Here is an 18,267-nt window from a genome sequence, read left to right as displayed (position 1 = left end):
TCAGCGCACCAGGGAGGCCACCAGCAGCACTCCGGCCACCGTTCCAATCCACAGAGGGCTCAGCATGCTGCTGGGATAGAGTTTGCGGGCCTGAGCAGGGGTGGGGTTCAGGTGGAGTTTGTAGAGCAGGCGACCATTCACCAGCATGACGGCCAGGGCGACCAGCAGACTCAACTGACCGAAACACAGAAAAGCCACCGTGTACCACGCTGCACTCCAGAACATGGTTCCTTCCACGCCCAGTTTCACGGCGGTGTTCACAATGCCCACCTTCCGGTCATGGGGGATGTCCTGAATGGCATCAAAAGCCTGCTTGCCCACACTCCAGGCCATGGTCCCGCACAATGCCCACCAGGGCACCTCTGAACCCATCAAGAGCGGCACAAAAGCCATTGGAAAAGCGTAAGCTGCGTTGGAAATGGCATCCAGATAAGGTCTGGCCTTGAAACGAATGGGTCTTGCAGAATAGGCCACAAAAATCAGGGCGTAAAACAGCATCCACAGCAGGGCCTGCCAGGGCAGGACGAAGCAGAAATACACCACAAAAGGCACATTCAGCAACACCACCGCCCACAGGATCAGCTTCACATCCTCCGGGTAGATTCTGGCCCCCTGAAGCCCACCCTTGCGGGGGTTGAGGGCATCTTCCGCCTGATCGTAGATGTCATTGATGCCGTAAATCAGCAGGTTGAAAGGCAGGGTCAGCCAGAGCATCACCCACCAGAACCGCAGGTCCAGCGTGTAGAGGTGACCCCCGAGCCACAATCCGGTGACCGCCACCCCCAGCGTGTTGATCCACAGGGCCGGGCGCGACACCCAAAACAAATGCAACAGCTTCACTCGAGATCACTCCACCTGCAGTCCAAAATACCAGAAATTACGCCACACACCTGAAGGCAGGCTGAGTGCTTTAGTGGGCAGCAAAATGCTAAGCTGAAACCCATGGATCAAGTGAGATTTGTTGCTGATGCGCAGTTGTTCGAAGGTAACCGTGTGCAATTTGACGAACTCCCCGAAGCGGTACAGTCCAGCCTGAAAGCCCAGCTCGGCAGCTTCGAACTCTCCACCTACGACGTGGTGATCCTGGAAAACGCCACCATCAACGGCAGACCCCAGCCCAGCCCCTATGTGGCGGTCCGGCTGTCCAGCATCCATGCCATCAACCTTGAACCCTGATCCCCCTGCCTGTCCCCCTGTTTCTTGTCTCACTCAAAGCTGTCCCCCTAGAAGGGGGACAGTGCAAATGAAATGAGCACAGGGGGAACCTCTGCAGAACGCTGGGGGATTAAGGCGCAACCTTCAGATACGCCCCTGCAGTGGCTCTCTCAAAAGCGTCACTGACCGAGATCAGGCGCTCATCTTTGAGGGCCGGAGCAATGAACTGGATGCCGATGGGGAGTTCCCTGCCATCCACAGTTTCATACCCGGCGGGGACACTGATGGCCGGAACCCCTGCGAGGTTGATGCTGACGGTGTCCACGTCGCTCTGGTACATGGCGACTGGATCTGCAGATTTCTCGCCAAACTTGAAGGCCGGGAAGGGACTGGTGGGTGTGACCAGCACATCGAACTCCTGGAAGGCCCGGTGGAAGTCCTGGGCAATGAGCTTGCGGACCTTCATGGCCTTGGAGTAGTAGGCGTCGTAATACCCGCTGGAAAGGGCGTAGGTGCCCATCAGGATGCGGCGTTTGACTTCATGCCCGAAGAATTCACCCCGGGTGCGGCTCATGCTGGTGTTGAATTCATCTGCAGCAACGCGGCCAGAGTACACCATGCCGTCGTAGCGGGCCAGGTTGGAGGAGGCCTCACTGGTGCAGATCAGGTAGTAGGCGGCGATGCCGTATTCCAGCGTTGGCAGGGAGACTTCGCTGAAGGTGGCCCCCAGGCTTTCCAGCACTTCGCGGGTGCGGTCCAGTGCAGCCTGCACACCAGGGGTGTTTCCTGCCCCAAGGCTTTCTTTGATGTACGCAAAGCGCATGCCTTTGATGTCCTGACCGAGGGCAGAAACAAAGTCAGGTTTCACATCCAGGCTGGTGGAATCCAGGGGGTCTCTGCCACTGGTGGCATCCATGACCAGGGCGAGATCGCGGGTGGAAAGGGCAAAAGGTCCAATCTGGTCGAGGGAACTGGCAAAAGCCACCAGACCATAACGGCTCATGCGGCCATAGGTGGGCTTGAGGGCCAGGGTTCCCGTGAAAGCCGCCGGCAGACGCACGCTGCCGCCAGTGTCGCTTCCCAGGGAGATGGGGGTGAAACCGGCAGACACCGCAGCAGCACTGCCGCCAGAAGACCCACCCGGCACACGCTCAGGGTCCCAGGGGTTCACGGTACGCTTCAGGGCGCTGTTCTCGGTGCTGGACCCCATGGCGAATTCATCCATGTTCACCTTGCCCACAGGGATGGCTCCTGCCGACAGCAGGCGGTCCACCACCGTGGCGGTGTACGGGCTCCGGTAATTTTCAAGGATTCGGGAGGCACAGGTGGTGATGGTGCCTTTCAAATTCATGTTGTCCTTGATGGCCACCGGCACCCCGGCCAGCGGTCCAACAGGACTGCCCAGACGCACTGCTTCATCAATCTGGGCAGCTTTCTCAAGGGCAATGTCTTCTGTGAGGCTCAAAAAAGCCTGAATTTCTGGGTCTTTTTCCCGGATGGTTTGCAGGGTGCTCTGAGCCACCTCAACAGCACTCAGCTCTCCAGCACGAATTTTCTGGGCAATTTCAGCAGCCGTTCGCATACCTGAACACTATATCACCCGCGTTTATGGGGGTTTCGGGCACGTACAGAAGGGTTGTTGCCGAGGGCCGAGGGCGAAAAGCAGGCTGCAAGCCACACTGAAGCAAGCCGACAGCAGCAGTGACTTCGTGACTTCTCAACCAGCGAATTCAAGCATGGATTGGGGATCAGTCAGATCACAGCCCTCACAAAGCAAAAGGCTGTGGCTAAAGCATGGGTTGCTCTCGGCCCTCGGCCCTTTAGCATTCCTTGCCTTTCTTTGTCCTGTGTCCCTTCATGCAATCCCAGCGCAGGTGAAACGCTACGTTGAAACCATGAAACTTGCAGTGATCATTGGTGTCGGAGACGGCATCGGGCAGGCGGTGGCCACCAAATTTGCCCGGGCCGGGTATCAGGTGGCGATGGTGGCCAGACATGCCGAAAAGCTGGAGCAGTACAGCCAGCGCATTCAGGGCTCGGGGTACCAGGCCAGAGGCTATTCTGCCGATGCAGGAGATCCCCAGTCCCTGAAGGAAACCCTGAAGCAGATCCAGCAGGAACTCGGACCGGTGGACACGCTGGTGTACAACGCGGCGTCTCACCATCCGGGGGAACTGGTGACCCTTTCAGATGAGGCTTTTCTGGAGGATTACAGGATCAATGTGCTGGGTGCATTTGTGGCCGTGCGTGCTGTGCTCGAGGGCATGCGCACTCTAGGGGGTGGGACCGTACTGCTGACTGGAGGCGGCCTCGCCCTGCGGCCTCAGGTGGGTCTTGGGTCCCTGTCCATGGGCAAAGCAGGCCTGAGAGGGCTGGCTTTTCTGCTGGCAGAGGAGCTGAGGCCTTACAACATTCAGGTCAGCACCATCACGGTGATGGGGCATGTGAGTCCCACCACCCCCTTCTCTCCAGACCGCATTGCCGATAAATTCTGGGAGATTCACCAGATGCCTGTGCTGCCTGTTGAGGTGCAGATGGCCCCTGATCCAGAACCTGCCACCTGAACCTCATCCGCGCAGGAATTCTGTGAGGCCCTCGAGTTCCAGCGCAGGCAACTCGGAGAGGTCCTTGAGGCCGAATTCCAGCAGGAATTTCTCGGTGGTGCCGTACAGAAGGGGCTTGCCGATCACATCCTTGCGGCCCACCACCTTGATGAGTTCACGCTCCTGCAGGGTGATCAGGCTGCTGGCACTGCTGCCCCGCATCAGTTCGATGTCTGCGCGGGTGATGGGCTGTTTGTACGCCACAATCGCAAGCACTTCCAGGGCGGCCTGAGAGAGGGCAGGAAGAGGTGGAGGGGCCATCAGGGGCTCCAAGGCAGGAACGAGTTCTGGAGCCACAATCAGGCGGTACCCTCCAGCGACAGCTTCCACAGCAAGGCCCACCTGGCGCAGGGGTCCACTGAGCTCCTGCATGCTGCGGTGCACGGCCTCCTCGGGCACCCCCAGCAATCTGGAGAGTTCCTGGGGGCCCACCGGGCGTCCTGCAGCGAGCAGGGCTGCACCAATCACATCAAGCATCACGGACCTCCTCGATCTCCTGCAAAGCAATGGGGCCTTCCCGCAAAATGCGGCGTGCCACAAAATCATAAACGGTGCTGGATTGCCCTTTGCTGATCTCACCGGGAACAATCACATCGTAGAGCTCGTGCAGTTCCAGGGCCCTCTGGTAACTGAGGGCAGGAGGCTCCTGACTGCGGTTCAGTGAACTGGCCAGCAGGTATCCTCCGCACTGCTCCAGAAAGGCCAGGGTGACCCCATGGTCCGGCACCCGCACCCCGACTTTTCCTGCAGGAGCGACCCACTCTGGAAGCGTGGAGACTGCAGGCACCACCACCGTGAGGGAGCCCGGAAAAAACCTCTCACAGAGCTGTCTAAACTGCTGCTGATCGTTTCCCTGCAAAGCACACAGCTTGAGTGCATGCTCCCTTGAGGCACACAGCACCTGTGAGGGCTTGGAAGGGTCTCTGCCCTTCACCTGATAGAAGCGCTGCACCGCTGCAGCATTGAAAGGGTCGCAAGCCAGCCCCCACACGGTTTCCGTGGGGATGGCCACCAGACCGCCACCCTGGACGGTTACAAAAGCTTGATGATTCACTGTGCCCTGATCCATACTGAGATATGCCGACTTTCCAGTATAAGGTACGCTCGAACAATGGTCAGGTGATCACCTCCACCATCGAAGCGGAATCCATCGATCAGGTTCGCAATGCCTTGCGGCAGCGTGGGTTTTTCATCGTCGACATCAAGGCTCCGGCGACGGGTCTCAATGCGGACATCAAAATCCCCGGAATGGACCGTCCCCCCGGGCTCAAGGAAGTGGCCATTTTCGCCCGCCAGATTGCCACCATGATCCAGGCCGGTGTGCCCCTGATTCAGTCTCTGGTGATCTTGCAGAAACAAACCACCCACAAGGGCATGCAGGAAACCATCCGCAAGGTCCGTGGGGATGTGGAAGGGGGGCTCTCCTTCTCTGAGGCCCTGACCAAGTACCCGAAAGTGTTCAACCGCCTTTTTCTGAACCTGGTGCGTTCCGGTGAGGTTTCAGGAAACCTGGAAGTGGTGCTGGACCGGGTGAGCGGCTTTTATGAAAAAGAACTGGAGTTGCGCGGCAAAATCAAAAATGCCCTCACCTACCCGGCCATCGTGCTGGTGTTCGCCATCGGGATCACCTACTTCCTGCTGACCACCATCGTGCCGCAATTCGCCGGAATTCTGGATGAACTGGGGGCCGAGCAGCCACCCCTGACGCTGGCCCTGGTGGCCATTTCCAACTTTCTGCAACACCAGCTCTGGCTGCTGGTCCTGATCATTGCAGCCATCACTGTGGGTCTGCGGGCCTATTACCAGACCAAACAGGGCCGTGTGGTCATCGATACTTTAAAGTTGAAAGTGCCCGTGTTCGGGGCGCTGATTCAGCGTTCCACCATTGCAACCTTCAGCCGCACTTTCGGTCTTTTGATGTCCAGTGGTGTGAACATCATTGAATCTCTGGACATCACCAAGGGAACGGCCAACAACGTGGTTGTGGAGTCTGCCATCTCGAACGCCCAGTTGAGTGTGATGTCCGGGGACCCCATGTCAAACGCACTTGCCACCTCTCCTGTGTTCCCACCCATGGTGATCTCCATGATCAACATCGGTGAAGAATCGGGGGCGCTCGACCAGATGCTCAACAAAATTGCGGATTACTATGACCGCGAAGTGGAAGAGGCCATCAACTCCCTGACAGCCGCCATTGAACCCATCATGATCGTGGTGCTGGGTGGCATTGTGGGCTGCATTGTGGCCGGGATGTTCCTCCCCATGTTCCAGATCATCAACGCCCTCAGCAACAACGCATGATTTTGCCATGTTCCAGAACAGACCACTCAAAGTGGTCTGTTCTTTTTATTGTTGGGGCTCCCAGTCTGCTTCCGACAGCGGACTCACCGTCACCCGATTCTTGCCTGTGCGTTTGGAATGGTAGAGGGCTTCATCTGCAACGTGAATCATGTGCTCTGCACTGTCCACATTGAGGTTGTTCGCCACCCCAAGGGACAGGGTGACTTTCAGGTCCTCGTAAACCTGTGACCAGGGATGGTTGGCAACCGTGGTGCGGATGCGTTCAGCGACCATCTTGGCATTGTGGATGCCTGTGTGGGGCATCACCACCACAAACTCCTCTCCTCCGTAACGGGCGATGGTGTCACTGGTGCGCAGGGCCTGCTGCAGCAGGCTTGCCAGGGTCTTCAATACCACATCTCCAATCTGGTGGGAGAAGCGGTCATTGATGCTCTTGAAGTTGTCAATGTCCATGATCAGCACACTGAATTCCTGATCCTGCTGGCGCATGGAGGCAAAGACCTTTTCACAGTTCTCGTTCAGGTAGCGGCGGTTGTATACGCCGGTGAGGCCGTCTTTCTCTGAGAGTTCACGCATGCGCAGATTTGCCTCTTCGAGGTGTCGTTTCTTTTCAAGCAGAGCCTGCACTTCTTCCATGCGTTCCATCACCAGTTGCTCCAGTTCGGCGCTGCGGATGCGTTCCAGTTCTGCTTCGTGCTGCATGCGCTCCATTTTGCGCTGGTAGGCCATGACTTCAAGCTGTCGGTTCGCCTCTTCACTGCGGATCTCCCGGTCCAGCAGGAACATTTCCTCCATGTGCTCCAGGGCCTCCTGGTAACGCTCAAGTTGCCTGAGGGTCCTGACCGTCCATTCAAGGACCTCCAGCACATTTTCCTTGAAGCCCAGTCCTTCAAAGCCCTGTCGTGCAGTCTGGAAATGCGCCAGGGCTTTCAGAGGGCAATTGCGGGCCAGTTCAATCTCTCCCAGGGTGAGTTCGCTGTGGAAAAGCGTGTCCTCACTTTGCAGGTCTACAGTGTCCTGAATGGCCTGCAGTGCATGGTGCTGCGCTTCATCCAGCAGGCCCTGTTTCAGCAGCACCCGGGCCAGCAGATCATGCACAAGGCATTGCAGCAAAGGGTTGGGGTGAACTTTCAAGAGAAATTGCGTCTGTTCCAGTTTATCTGTGGCTTGCTGCAATGTCTGCGCTGTTTCTGGGCCCGATTTGAGCTGGGCCTCACTGAAAAGCAACTCGGCCTGATTGATCCACACACGACACAGTTCTGTGCTGTTCTGCTGTTCCTGGTGCAACTTCTCCGCTTCCTGCAACAGTTCCAGCGCCTGTGGGTAGCGGTGTTGCTGTTGCAGCAGCAGGGACATGTTGTTCAGGAGTTTTCCCCGGAACACTCCATCCTGGGAACGGCGCGTCATTTGCAGGGCCGCCTCATAAAAGGCGTAAGCAGCCGTGAGGTCCCCCAGCATTTGATGGATGCCTCCCTTCAGGTTCAGGGTCCTGCGCTGCTCGGCAACGGAAGCCTGGGAGAGTTCCTGCTGGTGTGCATCCAGGGTCTCCAGCGCCTCGTACATCTGGTTGCTCTGAAACAGCAGGGTGGCAAGGTTGTTGATGGCCTCTGGAAGGTCTTCAGGGCGTCCATTGTCCCGAATTTCCGTGATCACGTCCCGGGCAAGCTGGATGGCTCGCGGGTTGGACTGTCCAAGCTGGAGTTCCTGGGAGGTGATTTCCAGGGCGCATGCAATCCAGTCTTCTGGCACCACCACGGTCTGCAGCCGCATGTACAGCTCAGGGAGAGGCTCGCTCATGCCTCATTGTGCCACGCTGAACTTTGCAGAATTCTGAAGAGAAAATTTCAGAGCTGGTCCACCGGAATGAACTGGATGTGGTCTCCAGCGGAAAGCAGTACAGGAGGGTCCCTTTGCAGGTCAAAGAGCTTCACAGCAGTCCGTCCAATGATCTGCCAGCCTCCAGGGAGGTCCAGTGGGTAAACTCCGGTCTGGTTTCCGGCCAGCCCAACGCTGCCTGCAGGAACTTTCAGACGGGGGCTGGACCTGCGGGGCACCTGCAGGCGGGGGTCCAGGCCAGTCAGGTAAGGGAAACCCGGCATGAACCCCAGCATCTGCACGGTGTACAGACCTGAGCTGTGGAGCCCGATGACTTCAGAGGGGGTGAGGCCTGTGTGCCTGCTGACCTCCACCAGATCAAACCCATATTCAGGTGCGTAACAGACAGGAATCTCAATGGTTCTGGCTGAAGGGAGAGCAGACACATCCAGATCTCTTCCCAGAGCCATGACCCTGTCCAGCATCTGGTGGTAAGACCCTGTGAAAAACACGGTCAGGGTCAGGTAGGCAGGCACACACTCCTGGAAACCCTCAATGGAGTGGGCTTCCAGGCGGTCTTTGAGGGCACGGATCTGCCGGGTCACCACTTCGGAGGGCTGGTTGGCAAAACGCACCTCCAGTACGTGTTCGGCAATGCGCTGGATGTGCATCTTCAGTACCAGTGCATCACATAGGTGACCAGAATTCCGGCGGTGATGAAGGGGGCCAGAGGAATCTGTTTTTCCTTGAACACCACCCTGGAGAAAATCCCGAAAAAGATGCCCAGCACACCCATGACAATCAGGCCTTTCCAGAGCCCTGCAAGCCCAAGGAATGCGCCCATCAGGGCAGCAAGCATGACGTCTCCAAATCCCACAGCGATGGGGTCATACTGGTCATCGTCAACAAGTTTCTGTGTGGACCAGTACAGGGCCTGCAAGAGGACCACAATGCCCGCACTGAGCAGCGCATTGAAGATGGCATCTGGATAACGGAAATAATTGTTTTCCAGCGACAGCACAACGACCACCAGCAGTCCAATCAGGGTCAGGAAGTCAGGGATGCGCACCACCCTTTTGAAGATCAGGTTGAGGGCCACCGCCAGCAGTGCTGCACCCACTCCCCACCAGACCCCGAATGCTGCTCCAACCAGTGCCCCGATGTTGACGGTCATGAAGCCAATGGGGTACTCGGGATACCTGGGTTCACGGAACATGCGCATGATCCAGCTTCCATAGTTGTTGGCCAACACAAATCCACCAGCAGCCATGGCCGTGGCTTTAAGCACATTGGAAACAGGGGGCAATTTCAGGTCAGGATAGAGCAACCCTCCCATCCACACGGTCAGGATGCCCAGCGGAATCAGCAGCAGCACATGTTTGAATTCGATGGTGCGGTGCTCAAAGTCGATCCCACTGAACACCACCAGAATGGCCATGATCAGGCAGCTCAAAAGGGTCATGACCGGATGGAGGTCCAGGGGAAAAGCGTAAGCCAGTGCAGCAAAACTGACTGCAGTGAAGAGCTCCACCCAGAAGTACCGGGGAGGGATGCGTTTTCCACAGTGCCTGCATTTTCCACCCTGAGACAGATAAGAAATCAGCGGAATCTGTTCTGACAGGCCAAGGGGGTGCTTGCAAGACTCGTGCAGGCAGTGGGATGGCCCTCCCAGCGCTTCACCCCTGGGAATCCGGTGGATCAGGCGGTTCAGGTGTCCTCCCACAAAAGCGCCCAGCACAAAAAACAACACAACATAGAAGTATGGCATTCTGCTGACCATTCTACCCACTCTGTCTGCAAGCATAAGAACAGGTCGTGTGGATTGCCAGGGTGAACGCAAAAGTCGCTGATGGGTCGATGTCCTTGCTGAAAGCCATCAGCCCTCAGCTTTCAGCCGTCAGCACCAAAACACAGGAGTGCTTTCACTTCGGCCAGACCAGACAACGGATTTCTTCTCCAGCACAGTGCAAACCTTTCTGGGGCCTGTTGCCAAAGCATCAAGAGGTCTTTTGCTGACCGCTGAAGGCCATTGAAAGTGGCACCAACCCATCCGTGACTTTGCGCTCACCCTGCAACCGGAAGCCTTCTTCCCTTTTCTTTCAGGGTTAACCTTTAAAATACCTCTGACATGATTGACCGTCTGATCGGAAACACCCCCATCTTGCAACTGCGACACCACATCACCCCCGACATGGCAGAGGTGTTCGTGAAGCTTGAAGGCCTCAATCCCGGAGGGTCCATCAAGGACCGCACGGCACTGGGCATGGTGCTCGATGCCGAAGAACGTGGCCTCTTGAAAACCGGAGGCCGCATTGTGGAGCCCACCAGTGGGAACACAGGCATTGGCCTGGCACAGGTGGCTGCTGCACGGGGGTACCACCTGACCCTGACCATGCCTGCCCAGATGTCCGAGGAGCGCAAACGCACCCTGAGGGCTTACGGAGCAGAACTGGTGCTCACCCCGGCAGAGCTTCGCATGCAGGGGGCCATTCAGGAAGCAGAGCGCATTGCTCAGGATACCGGAGCCTGGATGCCCAACCAGTTCAACAACCCTGCCAATCCCCTGACCCACTACCGCACCACCGGGCCTGAGATCTGGGAGCAGATGGAGGGCCGCATCGATGCTTTTGTGTATGGCTCCGGAACAGGAGGCACCATCATGGGCACGGGGCGCTTTCTGAAGGAAAAAAATCCAGCTCTGCTGTTGATCGCTGCAGAGCCTGCCCGCAGCAACGTCCTGTCTGGTGGAGAGCGCGGTGAGCATGGCTTCCAGGGCATGGGCCCGGGGTTCATTCCTGGCAACATGGACCTGACCTTGCTGGACGACATCATCCAGGTGTGGGAAGAGGACGCTTTCCCCCTTGCCCGTGAACTGGCCCAGCATGAGGGGCTTTTTGTGGGCATGTCCTCGGGTGGGATGGTGCTTGCTGCGCTGGAGGTGGCCCGCAGGCTTGGCCCGGGGAAACGGGTGGTGACCATCGCCTGTGACACAGGTGCCCGTTACCTGAGCACAGTGCTGTTCTCCGAAAGTGGGGACACTCCTGCAGGTTACAAATACCGCAGCCGTGAACGGGTGTGATGGTCCTGGGTGTAAACGTTATGCCTGCCGCTTTCAGCAAAGCTGAAATGTTCATGAAGATGGCATATTTACAGTAAAGCTGTCCAGCTGAGTGTTTTTGATTTTTTCGCACAACGTGAATGAGTGTGTTACACATCTTGCTGTATAGATCCCATTGAAACCGCTTCCAGAGCTGTTGTATACTAAACTCAGTTCGGTACTCCTTCACAGCAACCTCTTCACCGTGCTGACAACTTCTCTTCGTCTTGCTAGCGATGTGCATCGTCTTGCCAACATCTTCCTTACGGTACCGGCAAAGCAATCCCCCCAATCGGGGGGCTTCTTTTTGGAATGGGGCGTCCAGAAATGATCCGTAAACACCACCTTTCTTTCGGCAGCTTCTGAAGGAAAGGTGTACCGCATGGGTGACGTGTCTCCGTGGGCCCTGCAGTTTTCGCTATCATCTTAGGCATGACGGTTCAAAACACCTCCCTTTCCGGCCAGCCCACTGCCACAGCCACCATCGGCATCATTGGCGCAATGGACGAAGAAATCCACCAGCTCACCGCAGACCTGCTCGACGGGCAGACTTTTCAGCACCAGGGCAGCACCTTCCACCAGGGCAGGCTCTTCGGCCAGCAGGTGCTGATCACCAAGTGCGGAATTGGCAAGGTGAATGCTGCCATGACCACCCAGGCCCTGCTGTCTCTGGGGATACAGAAGATCATCTTCACGGGTGTGGCCGGAGGGGTGACCCCAGGCCTGCAGGTGGGCGACATCGTGATCAGCACCGACCTGATCCAGCACGATGTGGATGTGACCCCACTGGGCTACCAGCTTGGCCTGATCCCCGACGAGCAGTTCAGCTGGAATGCCGACGAACAGTTGCAGGCACTGGCCCTGGAAAGCGCCCAGCAGATTGAGGGGATTCATGCTGTGAAGGGCCGCATTGCCAGCGGAGACCAGTTCATTGCCAGCAAGGACAGGGTGCGCTGGATGCACGATACCTTCCAGGTTGCAGCCGCAGAGATGGAAGGTGCTGCCGTGGCCCAGGTCGCCAGCAAGTGGGGGGTGCCTTTCGTGGTGATCCGCAGCCTGAGTGACACCGCCGACGGCGAGGCCAACGTGGATTACCGCTCTTTCATGCCTCTGGTGGCCATCCGCGCCAAAAGCGTGGTGCGGGGCATGCTGCAACGCATGTGATCCCATTGCTGAGGGGGTTCTGCATTCTGCTGGGGTTCAATGCCCTCGGAGAAATGCTCACCCGCCTGCTGCACCTCCCCATTCCTGGCCCGGTGGTGGGCATGCTGCTGCTCTGGGCTGCCCTCAACCTGAAACTGGTCCGTCTGGAGTGGGTACAGAAAACCAGCGAGCACCTGCTTTCCATTCTGGGTTTGCTTTTTGTGCCCGCAGGGGCAGGCATTGTGCTGTACCTGCAGGAGGGGCAGACCCTGCTCCTGCTGCTGATTTCTATGACAGGGGTCCTGTTTCTGGCCTCTTTCGTGATGACCCGCATTGCCGGGAGAGGTCATGACTGAAGTTTCGCTGCTCATCACCCTGATCGGATTTCTGCTGGGGATGGAACTTCAGAAGCGCTTTCCCCACCCCCTGGTCAACCCGACCCTGATCAGCATTCTGGGGGTGGCCCTCTATCTGGGCCTCACCCATGTGCCTTACGCCCAGTACAGGTTGCATACAGAGGCCCTGCAATTTCTGCTGGGGCCAGCGGTGGTTGCACTTGCTGTCCCACTGTACCAGCAGCGGGACCTGTTGAAAGCCCATCTGATGTCCATCCTGCTGGGGTTCCTGACTGGAGGGCTGACTGTGCTGCTGGTGTCCTTCTGGCTCGGAAAACTCCTGGACCTGCCCCCGGAAGCCCACCTGTCCCTGAGCACCATGAGCAGCACCTCCCCCATCTCTCTGGCGGTGGCCCAGAAGCTGGGTTTTTCCGGCAGCCTGTCTGCCATGGTCAGCATCTGGACCGGAATTCTGGGTGCCTTGCTGCTGCCCCCATGGCTGACCCGCCTTGGGGTGCGCTCTCCCCTGCTGCGGGGCCTGACCCTGGGCACCCTTTCACACGGAATTGGGACCGCCAGAATGGTCCAGGAGGGAGCCGTCAGCACAGCAGCGAGCAGCCTGGGCATGGGCCTGAATGGGGCCCTGACCGCCCTGCTGATGCCTCTGGTATGGCACTGGCTGCGCTAGATCAGCGCCTCAGAACCGAGCGGCGGATGATCAGCTCAGCCTCCAGAGGTGCAGGAAAAACCTCCTGTCCTTCAATGTTTCCGATCAGGATCTGGGCTGCCACACGGCCCATGCTGCGGATCGGGACCTGCACGGTGGTCAGTGGGGGGTGCATGTACTGGGCAAAGGAGATGTTGTCAAAGCCCACAACAGACACGTCTTCAGGGATCTGCTTGTTAAACTCCCTGAGCGCCTGATATGCACCAATCGCCATCTGGTCATTGCCACAGAACAGGGCGGTGAAATCCACTGCGCGGCCCAGCAGGTGCTGCAGGCCACGGTACCCTCCCTGCTCGCTGTAATCGGCATGGACGATCAGGTGGGGATCAAAGGGGATTCCAGCCTGATCCAGCGCACGGCGGTACCCTGAAAGCCTGGACGCTGTGACGTGCTGCTGTGCATCTCCGGTGAGGTGGGCGATCTGGCGGTGCCCGTTGTCAATCAGGTAACGGGTGGCGAGGAACGCCCCGACCTCATCGTCAATGGCCACACAGGGATAACTGTCCGTGACGGGCTGTCCGAGCAGCACCACAGGTTTACCGAGTGGGTTGATTTCCGCAATGTCTTCAGGGCGCAGGGAGTCTCCGTAGTAGATGACCCCATCGGCGTCGTTTTCGAGCAGATAAGCAAGCGCCTCTGCTTCCTTTTCCTTCACGGCCTGTTCGCTGGAGATCACCATGCGAAAGGGGGTGTCCCGCACCACATCCTGCACGCCCTCCAGAAAACTGCAGAAGTAGGGGCCACCCAGCCAGGGGATCAGCACCCCGACCCCTCCAAGCTGGTTTTTCACCAGGCCCCTGGCAAGTGGGTTGGGCTGGTACTTGAGGTCGGAGGCGGCCTGCATCACCACCTTGCGGGTTTCCTCGGAGATCGGGCCACTGGCATTCAGCACCCGGGAGACGGTGGAGACGGAGACCCCTGCAAGCGCAGAGACATCTTTGATGGTGATTCGGCGTCTGGTCATCAATCATCCTTGCTGAAGGCCACCAGGGTGCAAGAGGGACACCTTTCTGGCGTGGCTCGAATATACTGGCCTTGCTGAAAACGATTCTAGCGTGTCTCGCTGCCCCTGTGCCTGATCTCACATGGGCAGGTCCTGGGAGGATCTTCTGAACATCGTCACCACCACACACCTTGGCAAGCGCTTTGCAGAGAAGCAGGCGGTGCAGGACCTCAACCTGCATTTGAAACAGGGGGAGATTTTTGGTCTGCTGGGCCACAACGGGGCCGGAAAAACCACCACCGTGAGGCTGCTCAATGGCCTTCTGCATCCCACCGAAGGAGAAGTGCGGGTCTTTGGCATGGACCCCCTGAAAGAAGGAGAGGCCATCCGCAAACGGGTGGGGGTCCTCACCGAAACCCCTGCCCTGGAAGAACGCCTGACCGCCAGAGAGAACCTGCAGCTTTTCGCGGACCTCTATGACGTGCCTGTTCAGCAGGTTTCTGCGAAGATTGAGCAGGCCCTCAGGATTGTGGACCTGCTGGATCAGGCGGACCTCAAGGCAGGCACCTTCAGCAAGGGGATGAAACAGCGTCTGGCGATTGCCCGCGCCATCTTGCATGAGCCGGAACTCCTGTACCTCGATGAACCGACCTCCGGCCTGGACCCGGTCAGCAGCCAGCACATCAGTGATCTGGTGCTCACCCTGACGCGTGAAAAAGGCACCACGGTGGTGCTGTGCACCCACGACCTGAAAGACGCCCAGAAGCTCTGTGACCGGGTGGCGATTCTGGAGCACGGGCAGGTGAAGCTCAGCGGTCCTCCGGCAGAACTGGCCACCGGTCTGGGAGCAGGTGGAGCCCTGGATCTGGAGGTGGGTCCATCCCAGCAGGATCAGGCCCTGGAAATTTGCAGGACTTTTGCCAGTGCAGCCCGCAGTGGGGCAGGATCACTCAGGCTGGAGCGCATCCAGCGCAGTCAGGTTCCAGACCTGGTCCAGATGCTGGTGCATCGGGGCATTCTGGTTTATGGGGTGACCCCCCATCAGGCCACACTTGAGGACGTGTACTTCGCACTGCACAGGGAGGGCCAGTGAACACCCGCGCCATTCGGGCCGTGGTCCGCAAGGACCTGAAGGTCGCCATGCAAAGCAAACCCGTGATGCTGCCCCTGATCATCATTCCATTGATCTTTGTGGTGGTTTTCCCCACTGCGCTCTGCCTGCTGGCCCCGGTGGCTGCCACAGAAGCAGGGAGCCGCATGAACAACATGCAAGAACTCCTCGCCCAGGTCTCCCCTGCCCTGAAAAACATCCTGCTGGGCCTGGACCCTGCCCAGCAGATCGTGGTCTTCGGAACGGTGTACATGCTGGCCCCGATGTTTCTGCTGCTTCCCCTGATGGTCGCCAGTGTCTTCTCTGCCGACAGTTTCGCTGGAGAGAAGGAACGCAAGACCCTGGAAGCCCTGGCCTACTCACCCATCAGCGACCGGGACCTGTTTGTGGCCAAGGTGCTGGGGTCATGGATTCCAGCCGTTGCGGTCAGTGTTCTCGGGTTTGTGGTGTACACCCTGGTGGTGAATCTGGCCGGATACCCAGTGATGCAGCGCATTTTCTTTCCGAACATCTCCTGGCTGCTGCTGGTCTTCTGGGTCAGCCCTGCGGTGGCTGCGGCCAGTCTGGGGGCCACCGTGCTGGTCTCGGCAAAGGTGAGCACCTTTCAGGAGGCCTACCAGCTGGGAGGCGTGGTGGTCCTTCCGGTGATCATGCTGATGATCGGTCAGCTGACCGGGGTGCTGTACTTCAGCAGCTGGTTTGTGGCCCTGCTGGGTCTGGTTCTGTGGGGCATCGCTGCCCTGCTGATCCGGTACGGAGGCCAGTCTTTCCAGCGCAGCAAAATGCTCGGGAGCCAGTGAGGGTCAGCGCAAAGTCGCTGATGGGGCGTTGTCGCTGCTGAAAGCCGTCAGCCATCAGCTTTCAGCCGTCAGCAACAAAACACAACTTCGCTTTCACTTCAGCCAAATCAAGCAGCTGATTTGTCCTACAGCACAGTGCAAATCTTTCTTGCCATCAGCGAAAGCATCAAGCCATCTTTTGCTGATCGCTGAAAGCTGACGGCTGATCCTGTCGGCATGGCCAGACTTTGCGCTCACCCTGGGAGCCAGTGAAGCTCAGGGAATCATCGGATTTCTGGAGAAAAAGCCCACGGGTTCCAGTGTGAACCCCACCACATGGGCATTCATGACAGGCCACTCCTCCGGTCTGGGGATGTGGGTGACCCCCAGTGTGTACCACAAGACCACATCCTGATTCTGCAGGGGTTCGTCGTTCTGAACGTAATCCTGGACCCCTCCAGGAGCGGGGTTGTTGGTGGGGTGATCTCCGGCAGCGTACCGTTCCAGCGGGCTGAAACGGGTCATCCAGACGCTGTGTTCCACAAAGCCTGCTCTGGTGCGAAAAGGGGCATCTGGCGCAGCAATCAGGGGAGAACTTTTGCCGGGAACCAGGGCATACCCTGTCAGGTCTCCCAGGGCATTTATTCTTCCGCTCTGGACCACCCAGATGCGGGCCATTTCGGCACTGGCATCCTGCACCCCGGACTGCTCGCTCTCGATGGGTTCCAGCATGGCATGCATGGCGTTCCCCTGGGGGTTTTCCTCACCGGAGTCCAGGGGCATGGTGTTCAGGGCAGAGGGGCTGTTTTTCAGACCATCCACATCGAGGTCCAGCCGGAACGAGAAGAAATGCTGGTGGTGGAGCGCAACCAGATTCGGGGCCACTTTCATGCCTGCGGGATCTGCTGTGCTGCCCTTGGTTGCCATGATGCCGGTCAGGTGGACTTCTGCCCTGATGGTGCCGTCCTGGCGGAACACCCAGGTCAGCAGGTAATCGTAATTTCCCACTGTGGAAACAGAAGAGATGCAGAGTTCTCTGGCCCGTCTGGAAATCACCTTGCGGCTTGCGGGGTCCATGTGCCTGAAGAGCACCCCTCCATCCCGCTCATAGATGCCCACTGCTCTGGGCATCTGCTGTGGAGCTCCGTGCTGGGAGAACAGGATTTCGTTGCGCAGAAGGGCATGTTCAGGCACGTCTCCTCCTGCCGTCAGGGGGGAGGAGGTCAGGCCCAGACCGTACTCGGAAGCGTCAAAGGGTTGTCTCCAGTCGTGGTTGGGATCGGGGTCCCCATAAGGCACCACCATTTCGGACATCGACCCCCGGTACAGGATGGATCGGAAGGTCTTCCCTTCCATCCACCCGGCCTGATGGATCACCAATCCCTCTCTGGCATTCAGGGAATAGTTGAATTTCCAGCGGTCCCAGGTGATCTGGTGCCCCTCCAGGGTAATGTTGCTCCCGGAAGGTTGCCTTACGGTGAGGGGTTTGAGTTTTGAGGGGTCATTTCCCACAGATCCAGTGCCCTGCTCAATGGGCACCACACCCGAATCCGTTACAGAGAGAACCATGCGGGTTGCCACATCCACCCGGGCGACCACACCCTCAATCGGACGGGCATACCCATTCCAGGCCCCTGCCCGCAGGTAGGAGGTGACCACCAGCACCCTTGCCCCCTCCTCTCCCTCCTGAAAGCGACCCCCGGCGGTTTCCAGCATCACCTGATTCGGTGAGATACCCCGTTTTCGCATGGCCTCCAGCCATCTGGGGTCCCGTCCAACCAGTTGCTGGGCCAGCACGAAATCATCGGTCATGAAACCCGGTTGCACCCCCGGAAGGTCTTTGAAGCTGAGGATGATTTTCTTCTGGAGGTCGATGGTGGCCTCACTGGTCAGGTTCTTGCTGCGCTCATAGAGCACCACCCTGGCCTGTCTGCCTGTGGCCTTGCCCTGATGGACAAGCACCTTGTCCGGTTCACTCAGCGTGATCAGCGAAAAACGGGTGCTGGAATACGCCTTGCCATACAGCTTCAAGACATTCACAGCAGTGGTGATCTCACTGCTGCTGAGGGGCTCAAGGGGACCTGCGGCCAGGGCTGCACCACACAGCGAGAACATCAGCATCCACAGCGTTCGGGGCATACCAGAGATCATATCGGGTCTGGGTGTGCACAGACGGGCAGAAACACCAACCTCTGCAAATTCGGGTTCTGGAGCTGTTGTTCTCTTTGTTACCTGTTATCGAGTTGTTAAACTTAACC

Annotated in this window: 18 protein-coding genes; 9 read left to right on the top strand and 9 right to left on the bottom strand. The window is 58.2% G+C overall.

Translation table 11 applies throughout. The annotated features are described in order from the left end of the window. Positions 1-840, bottom strand: coding sequence for a UbiA family prenyltransferase (locus DC3_RS16205; protein ID WP_222594783.1), 840 nt, complete (start codon positions 838-840; stop codon positions 1-3). 102 nt (positions 841-942) lie between these two features. Here DC3_RS16205 and DC3_RS16200 point away from each other — a divergent pair, with 102 nt between their 5' ends. Next, positions 943-1,176, top strand: coding sequence for a hypothetical protein (locus DC3_RS16200; protein WP_146886090.1), 234 nt, complete (start codon positions 943-945; stop codon positions 1,174-1,176). A gap of 109 nt (positions 1,177-1,285) precedes the next feature. Here the strand turns inward: DC3_RS16200 and gatA are convergent, their stop codons facing one another. Further along, on the bottom strand, positions 1,286-2,737 hold the full coding sequence (gatA, locus tag DC3_RS16195) for an Asp-tRNA(Asn)/Glu-tRNA(Gln) amidotransferase subunit GatA (RefSeq protein ID WP_146886088.1): 1,452 nt from the start codon (positions 2,735-2,737) through the stop codon (positions 1,286-1,288). Between the two features lie 313 nt (positions 2,738-3,050). On the opposite strand from gatA, the gene DC3_RS16190 reads away from it, so the two are divergent. Beyond that, positions 3,051-3,719 (top strand): SDR family NAD(P)-dependent oxidoreductase, encoded by a 669-nt coding sequence (locus DC3_RS16190; protein WP_186816077.1) that lies wholly within the window; start codon positions 3,051-3,053, stop codon positions 3,717-3,719. Positions 3,720-3,722: 3 nt separating this feature from the next. Here the strand turns inward: DC3_RS16190 and scpB are convergent, their stop codons facing one another. Continuing rightward, the gene (scpB, locus tag DC3_RS16185; protein WP_146886084.1) at positions 3,723-4,235 is read right to left on the bottom strand and encodes an SMC-Scp complex subunit ScpB; all 513 of its coding nucleotides are present in this window, start codon (positions 4,233-4,235) and stop codon (positions 3,723-3,725) included. After that, entirely contained in the window at positions 4,228-4,812 is a 585-nt protein-coding gene (locus DC3_RS16180; RefSeq protein ID WP_186816076.1) for an L-threonylcarbamoyladenylate synthase, read from the bottom strand. The genes scpB and DC3_RS16180 overlap by 8 nt, the downstream gene beginning before the upstream one ends. 23 nt (positions 4,813-4,835) lie before the next feature. Between DC3_RS16180 and pilC the strand changes: the two genes are divergently transcribed. Next, positions 4,836-6,059: a type IV pilus assembly protein PilC gene (gene pilC / locus DC3_RS16175; RefSeq protein WP_146886081.1), complete on the top strand. Its 1,224-nt coding sequence runs from the start codon at positions 4,836-4,838 to the stop codon at positions 6,057-6,059. Positions 6,060-6,104: 45 nt separating this feature from the next. Here the strand turns inward: pilC and DC3_RS16170 are convergent, their stop codons facing one another. Genes DC3_RS16170 through DC3_RS16160 form a run of 3 tightly spaced genes read right to left on the bottom strand, consistent with a single transcriptional unit; the run spans position 6,105 to position 9,642 of the window. Next, positions 6,105-7,856: a tetratricopeptide repeat-containing diguanylate cyclase gene (locus DC3_RS16170; RefSeq protein ID WP_146886079.1), complete on the bottom strand. Its 1,752-nt coding sequence runs from the start codon at positions 7,854-7,856 to the stop codon at positions 6,105-6,107. Between the two features lie 47 nt (positions 7,857-7,903). Continuing rightward, positions 7,904-8,545 (bottom strand): 5-oxoprolinase subunit PxpB, encoded by a 642-nt coding sequence (gene pxpB, locus DC3_RS16165; RefSeq protein WP_146886077.1) that lies wholly within the window; start codon positions 8,543-8,545, stop codon positions 7,904-7,906. Between the two features lie 2 nt (positions 8,546-8,547). Beyond that, a complete protein-coding gene (locus tag DC3_RS16160; protein ID WP_186816075.1) occupies positions 8,548-9,642 on the bottom strand; it encodes a prepilin peptidase in 1,095 nt (364 codons plus the stop codon). A gap of 360 nt (positions 9,643-10,002) precedes the next feature. Between DC3_RS16160 and cysK the strand changes: the two genes are divergently transcribed. The 4 genes from cysK to DC3_RS16140 all read left to right on the top strand — a co-directional run bounded on the left by cysK (position 10,003) and on the right by DC3_RS16140 (position 13,137). After that, on the top strand, positions 10,003-10,953 hold the full coding sequence (gene cysK, locus DC3_RS16155; RefSeq protein ID WP_146886073.1) for a cysteine synthase A: 951 nt from the start codon (positions 10,003-10,005) through the stop codon (positions 10,951-10,953). Between the two features lie 450 nt (positions 10,954-11,403). Beyond that, positions 11,404-12,135, top strand: coding sequence for a 5'-methylthioadenosine/adenosylhomocysteine nucleosidase (locus DC3_RS16150; protein WP_146886071.1), 732 nt, complete (start codon positions 11,404-11,406; stop codon positions 12,133-12,135). Further along, on the top strand, positions 12,132-12,470 hold the full coding sequence (locus DC3_RS16145; RefSeq protein ID WP_246130702.1) for a CidA/LrgA family protein: 339 nt from the start codon (positions 12,132-12,134) through the stop codon (positions 12,468-12,470). The genes DC3_RS16150 and DC3_RS16145 overlap by 4 nt, the downstream gene beginning before the upstream one ends. Beyond that, positions 12,463-13,137, top strand: a complete 675-nt coding sequence (locus DC3_RS16140; protein WP_146886069.1) for an LrgB family protein — start codon at positions 12,463-12,465, stop codon at positions 13,135-13,137. Before DC3_RS16145 ends, DC3_RS16140 begins: the two co-directional genes overlap by 8 nt. Position 13,138: 1 nt before the next feature. Here DC3_RS16140 and DC3_RS16135 read toward each other — a convergent pair whose 3' ends face one another. Then, complete coding sequence (locus DC3_RS16135) at positions 13,139-14,140, bottom strand: LacI family DNA-binding transcriptional regulator (RefSeq protein WP_146886067.1); 1,002 nt, start codon at positions 14,138-14,140, stop codon at positions 13,139-13,141. 121 nt (positions 14,141-14,261) lie between these two features. Between DC3_RS16135 and DC3_RS16130 the strand changes: the two genes are divergently transcribed. Together DC3_RS16130 and DC3_RS16125 are read left to right on the top strand one after the other, a co-directional pair. After that, on the top strand, positions 14,262-15,212 hold the full coding sequence (locus tag DC3_RS16130) for an ABC transporter ATP-binding protein (protein WP_246130701.1): 951 nt from the start codon (positions 14,262-14,264) through the stop codon (positions 15,210-15,212). Beyond that, entirely contained in the window at positions 15,209-16,030 is an 822-nt protein-coding gene (locus tag DC3_RS16125; RefSeq protein WP_146886065.1) for an ABC transporter permease subunit, read from the top strand. Before DC3_RS16130 ends, DC3_RS16125 begins: the two co-directional genes overlap by 4 nt. 255 nt (positions 16,031-16,285) lie before the next feature. Here the strand turns inward: DC3_RS16125 and DC3_RS16120 are convergent, their stop codons facing one another. Continuing rightward, on the bottom strand, positions 16,286-18,148 hold the full coding sequence (locus DC3_RS16120; RefSeq protein ID WP_186816074.1) for a primary-amine oxidase: 1,863 nt from the start codon (positions 18,146-18,148) through the stop codon (positions 16,286-16,288). Positions 18,149-18,267: the final 119 nt, after the last annotated feature.

Origin of the sequence: Deinococcus cellulosilyticus NBRC 106333 = KACC 11606, assembly GCF_007990775.1 — a bacterium.
In the GTDB taxonomy this organism is placed as follows: domain Bacteria; phylum Deinococcota; class Deinococci; order Deinococcales; family Deinococcaceae; genus Deinococcus_C; species Deinococcus_C cellulosilyticus.
The sequence above is the reverse complement of the archived record's forward strand: the minus strand, read 5'-3'. Positions and strand labels throughout refer to the sequence as shown.

Excerpts from the sequence above, each read along its gene's own strand:
- DC3_RS16140 (WP_146886069.1), top strand. The coding sequence starts at position 12,463 with ATGACTGAAGTTTCGCTGCTCATCACCCTGATCGGATTTCTGCTGGGG.
- gatA (WP_146886088.1), bottom strand. The coding sequence starts at position 2,737 with ATGCGAACGGCTGCTGAAATTGCCCAGAAAATTCGTGCTGGAGAGCTG.
- pxpB (WP_146886077.1), bottom strand. The coding sequence starts at position 8,545 with ATGCACATCCAGCGCATTGCCGAACACGTACTGGAGGTGCGTTTTGCC.
- DC3_RS16135 (WP_146886067.1), bottom strand. The coding sequence starts at position 14,140 with ATGACCAGACGCCGAATCACCATCAAAGATGTCTCTGCGCTTGCAGGG.
- DC3_RS16120 (WP_186816074.1), bottom strand. The coding sequence starts at position 18,148 with ATGCCCCGAACGCTGTGGATGCTGATGTTCTCGCTGTGTGGTGCAGCC.
- DC3_RS16170 (WP_146886079.1), bottom strand. The coding sequence starts at position 7,856 with ATGAGCGAGCCTCTCCCTGAGCTGTACATGCGGCTGCAGACCGTGGTG.
- scpB (WP_146886084.1), bottom strand. The coding sequence starts at position 4,235 with ATGCTTGATGTGATTGGTGCAGCCCTGCTCGCTGCAGGACGCCCGGTG.
- DC3_RS16150 (WP_146886071.1), top strand. The coding sequence starts at position 11,404 with ATGACGGTTCAAAACACCTCCCTTTCCGGCCAGCCCACTGCCACAGCC.
- pilC (WP_146886081.1), top strand. The coding sequence starts at position 4,836 with ATGCCGACTTTCCAGTATAAGGTACGCTCGAACAATGGTCAGGTGATC.
- DC3_RS16130 (WP_246130701.1), top strand. The coding sequence starts at position 14,262 with ATGGGCAGGTCCTGGGAGGATCTTCTGAACATCGTCACCACCACACAC.
- DC3_RS16160 (WP_186816075.1), bottom strand. The coding sequence starts at position 9,642 with ATGCCATACTTCTATGTTGTGTTGTTTTTTGTGCTGGGCGCTTTTGTG.
- cysK (WP_146886073.1), top strand. The coding sequence starts at position 10,003 with ATGATTGACCGTCTGATCGGAAACACCCCCATCTTGCAACTGCGACAC.
- DC3_RS16200 (WP_146886090.1), top strand. The coding sequence starts at position 943 with ATGGATCAAGTGAGATTTGTTGCTGATGCGCAGTTGTTCGAAGGTAAC.
- DC3_RS16190 (WP_186816077.1), top strand. The coding sequence starts at position 3,051 with ATGAAACTTGCAGTGATCATTGGTGTCGGAGACGGCATCGGGCAGGCG.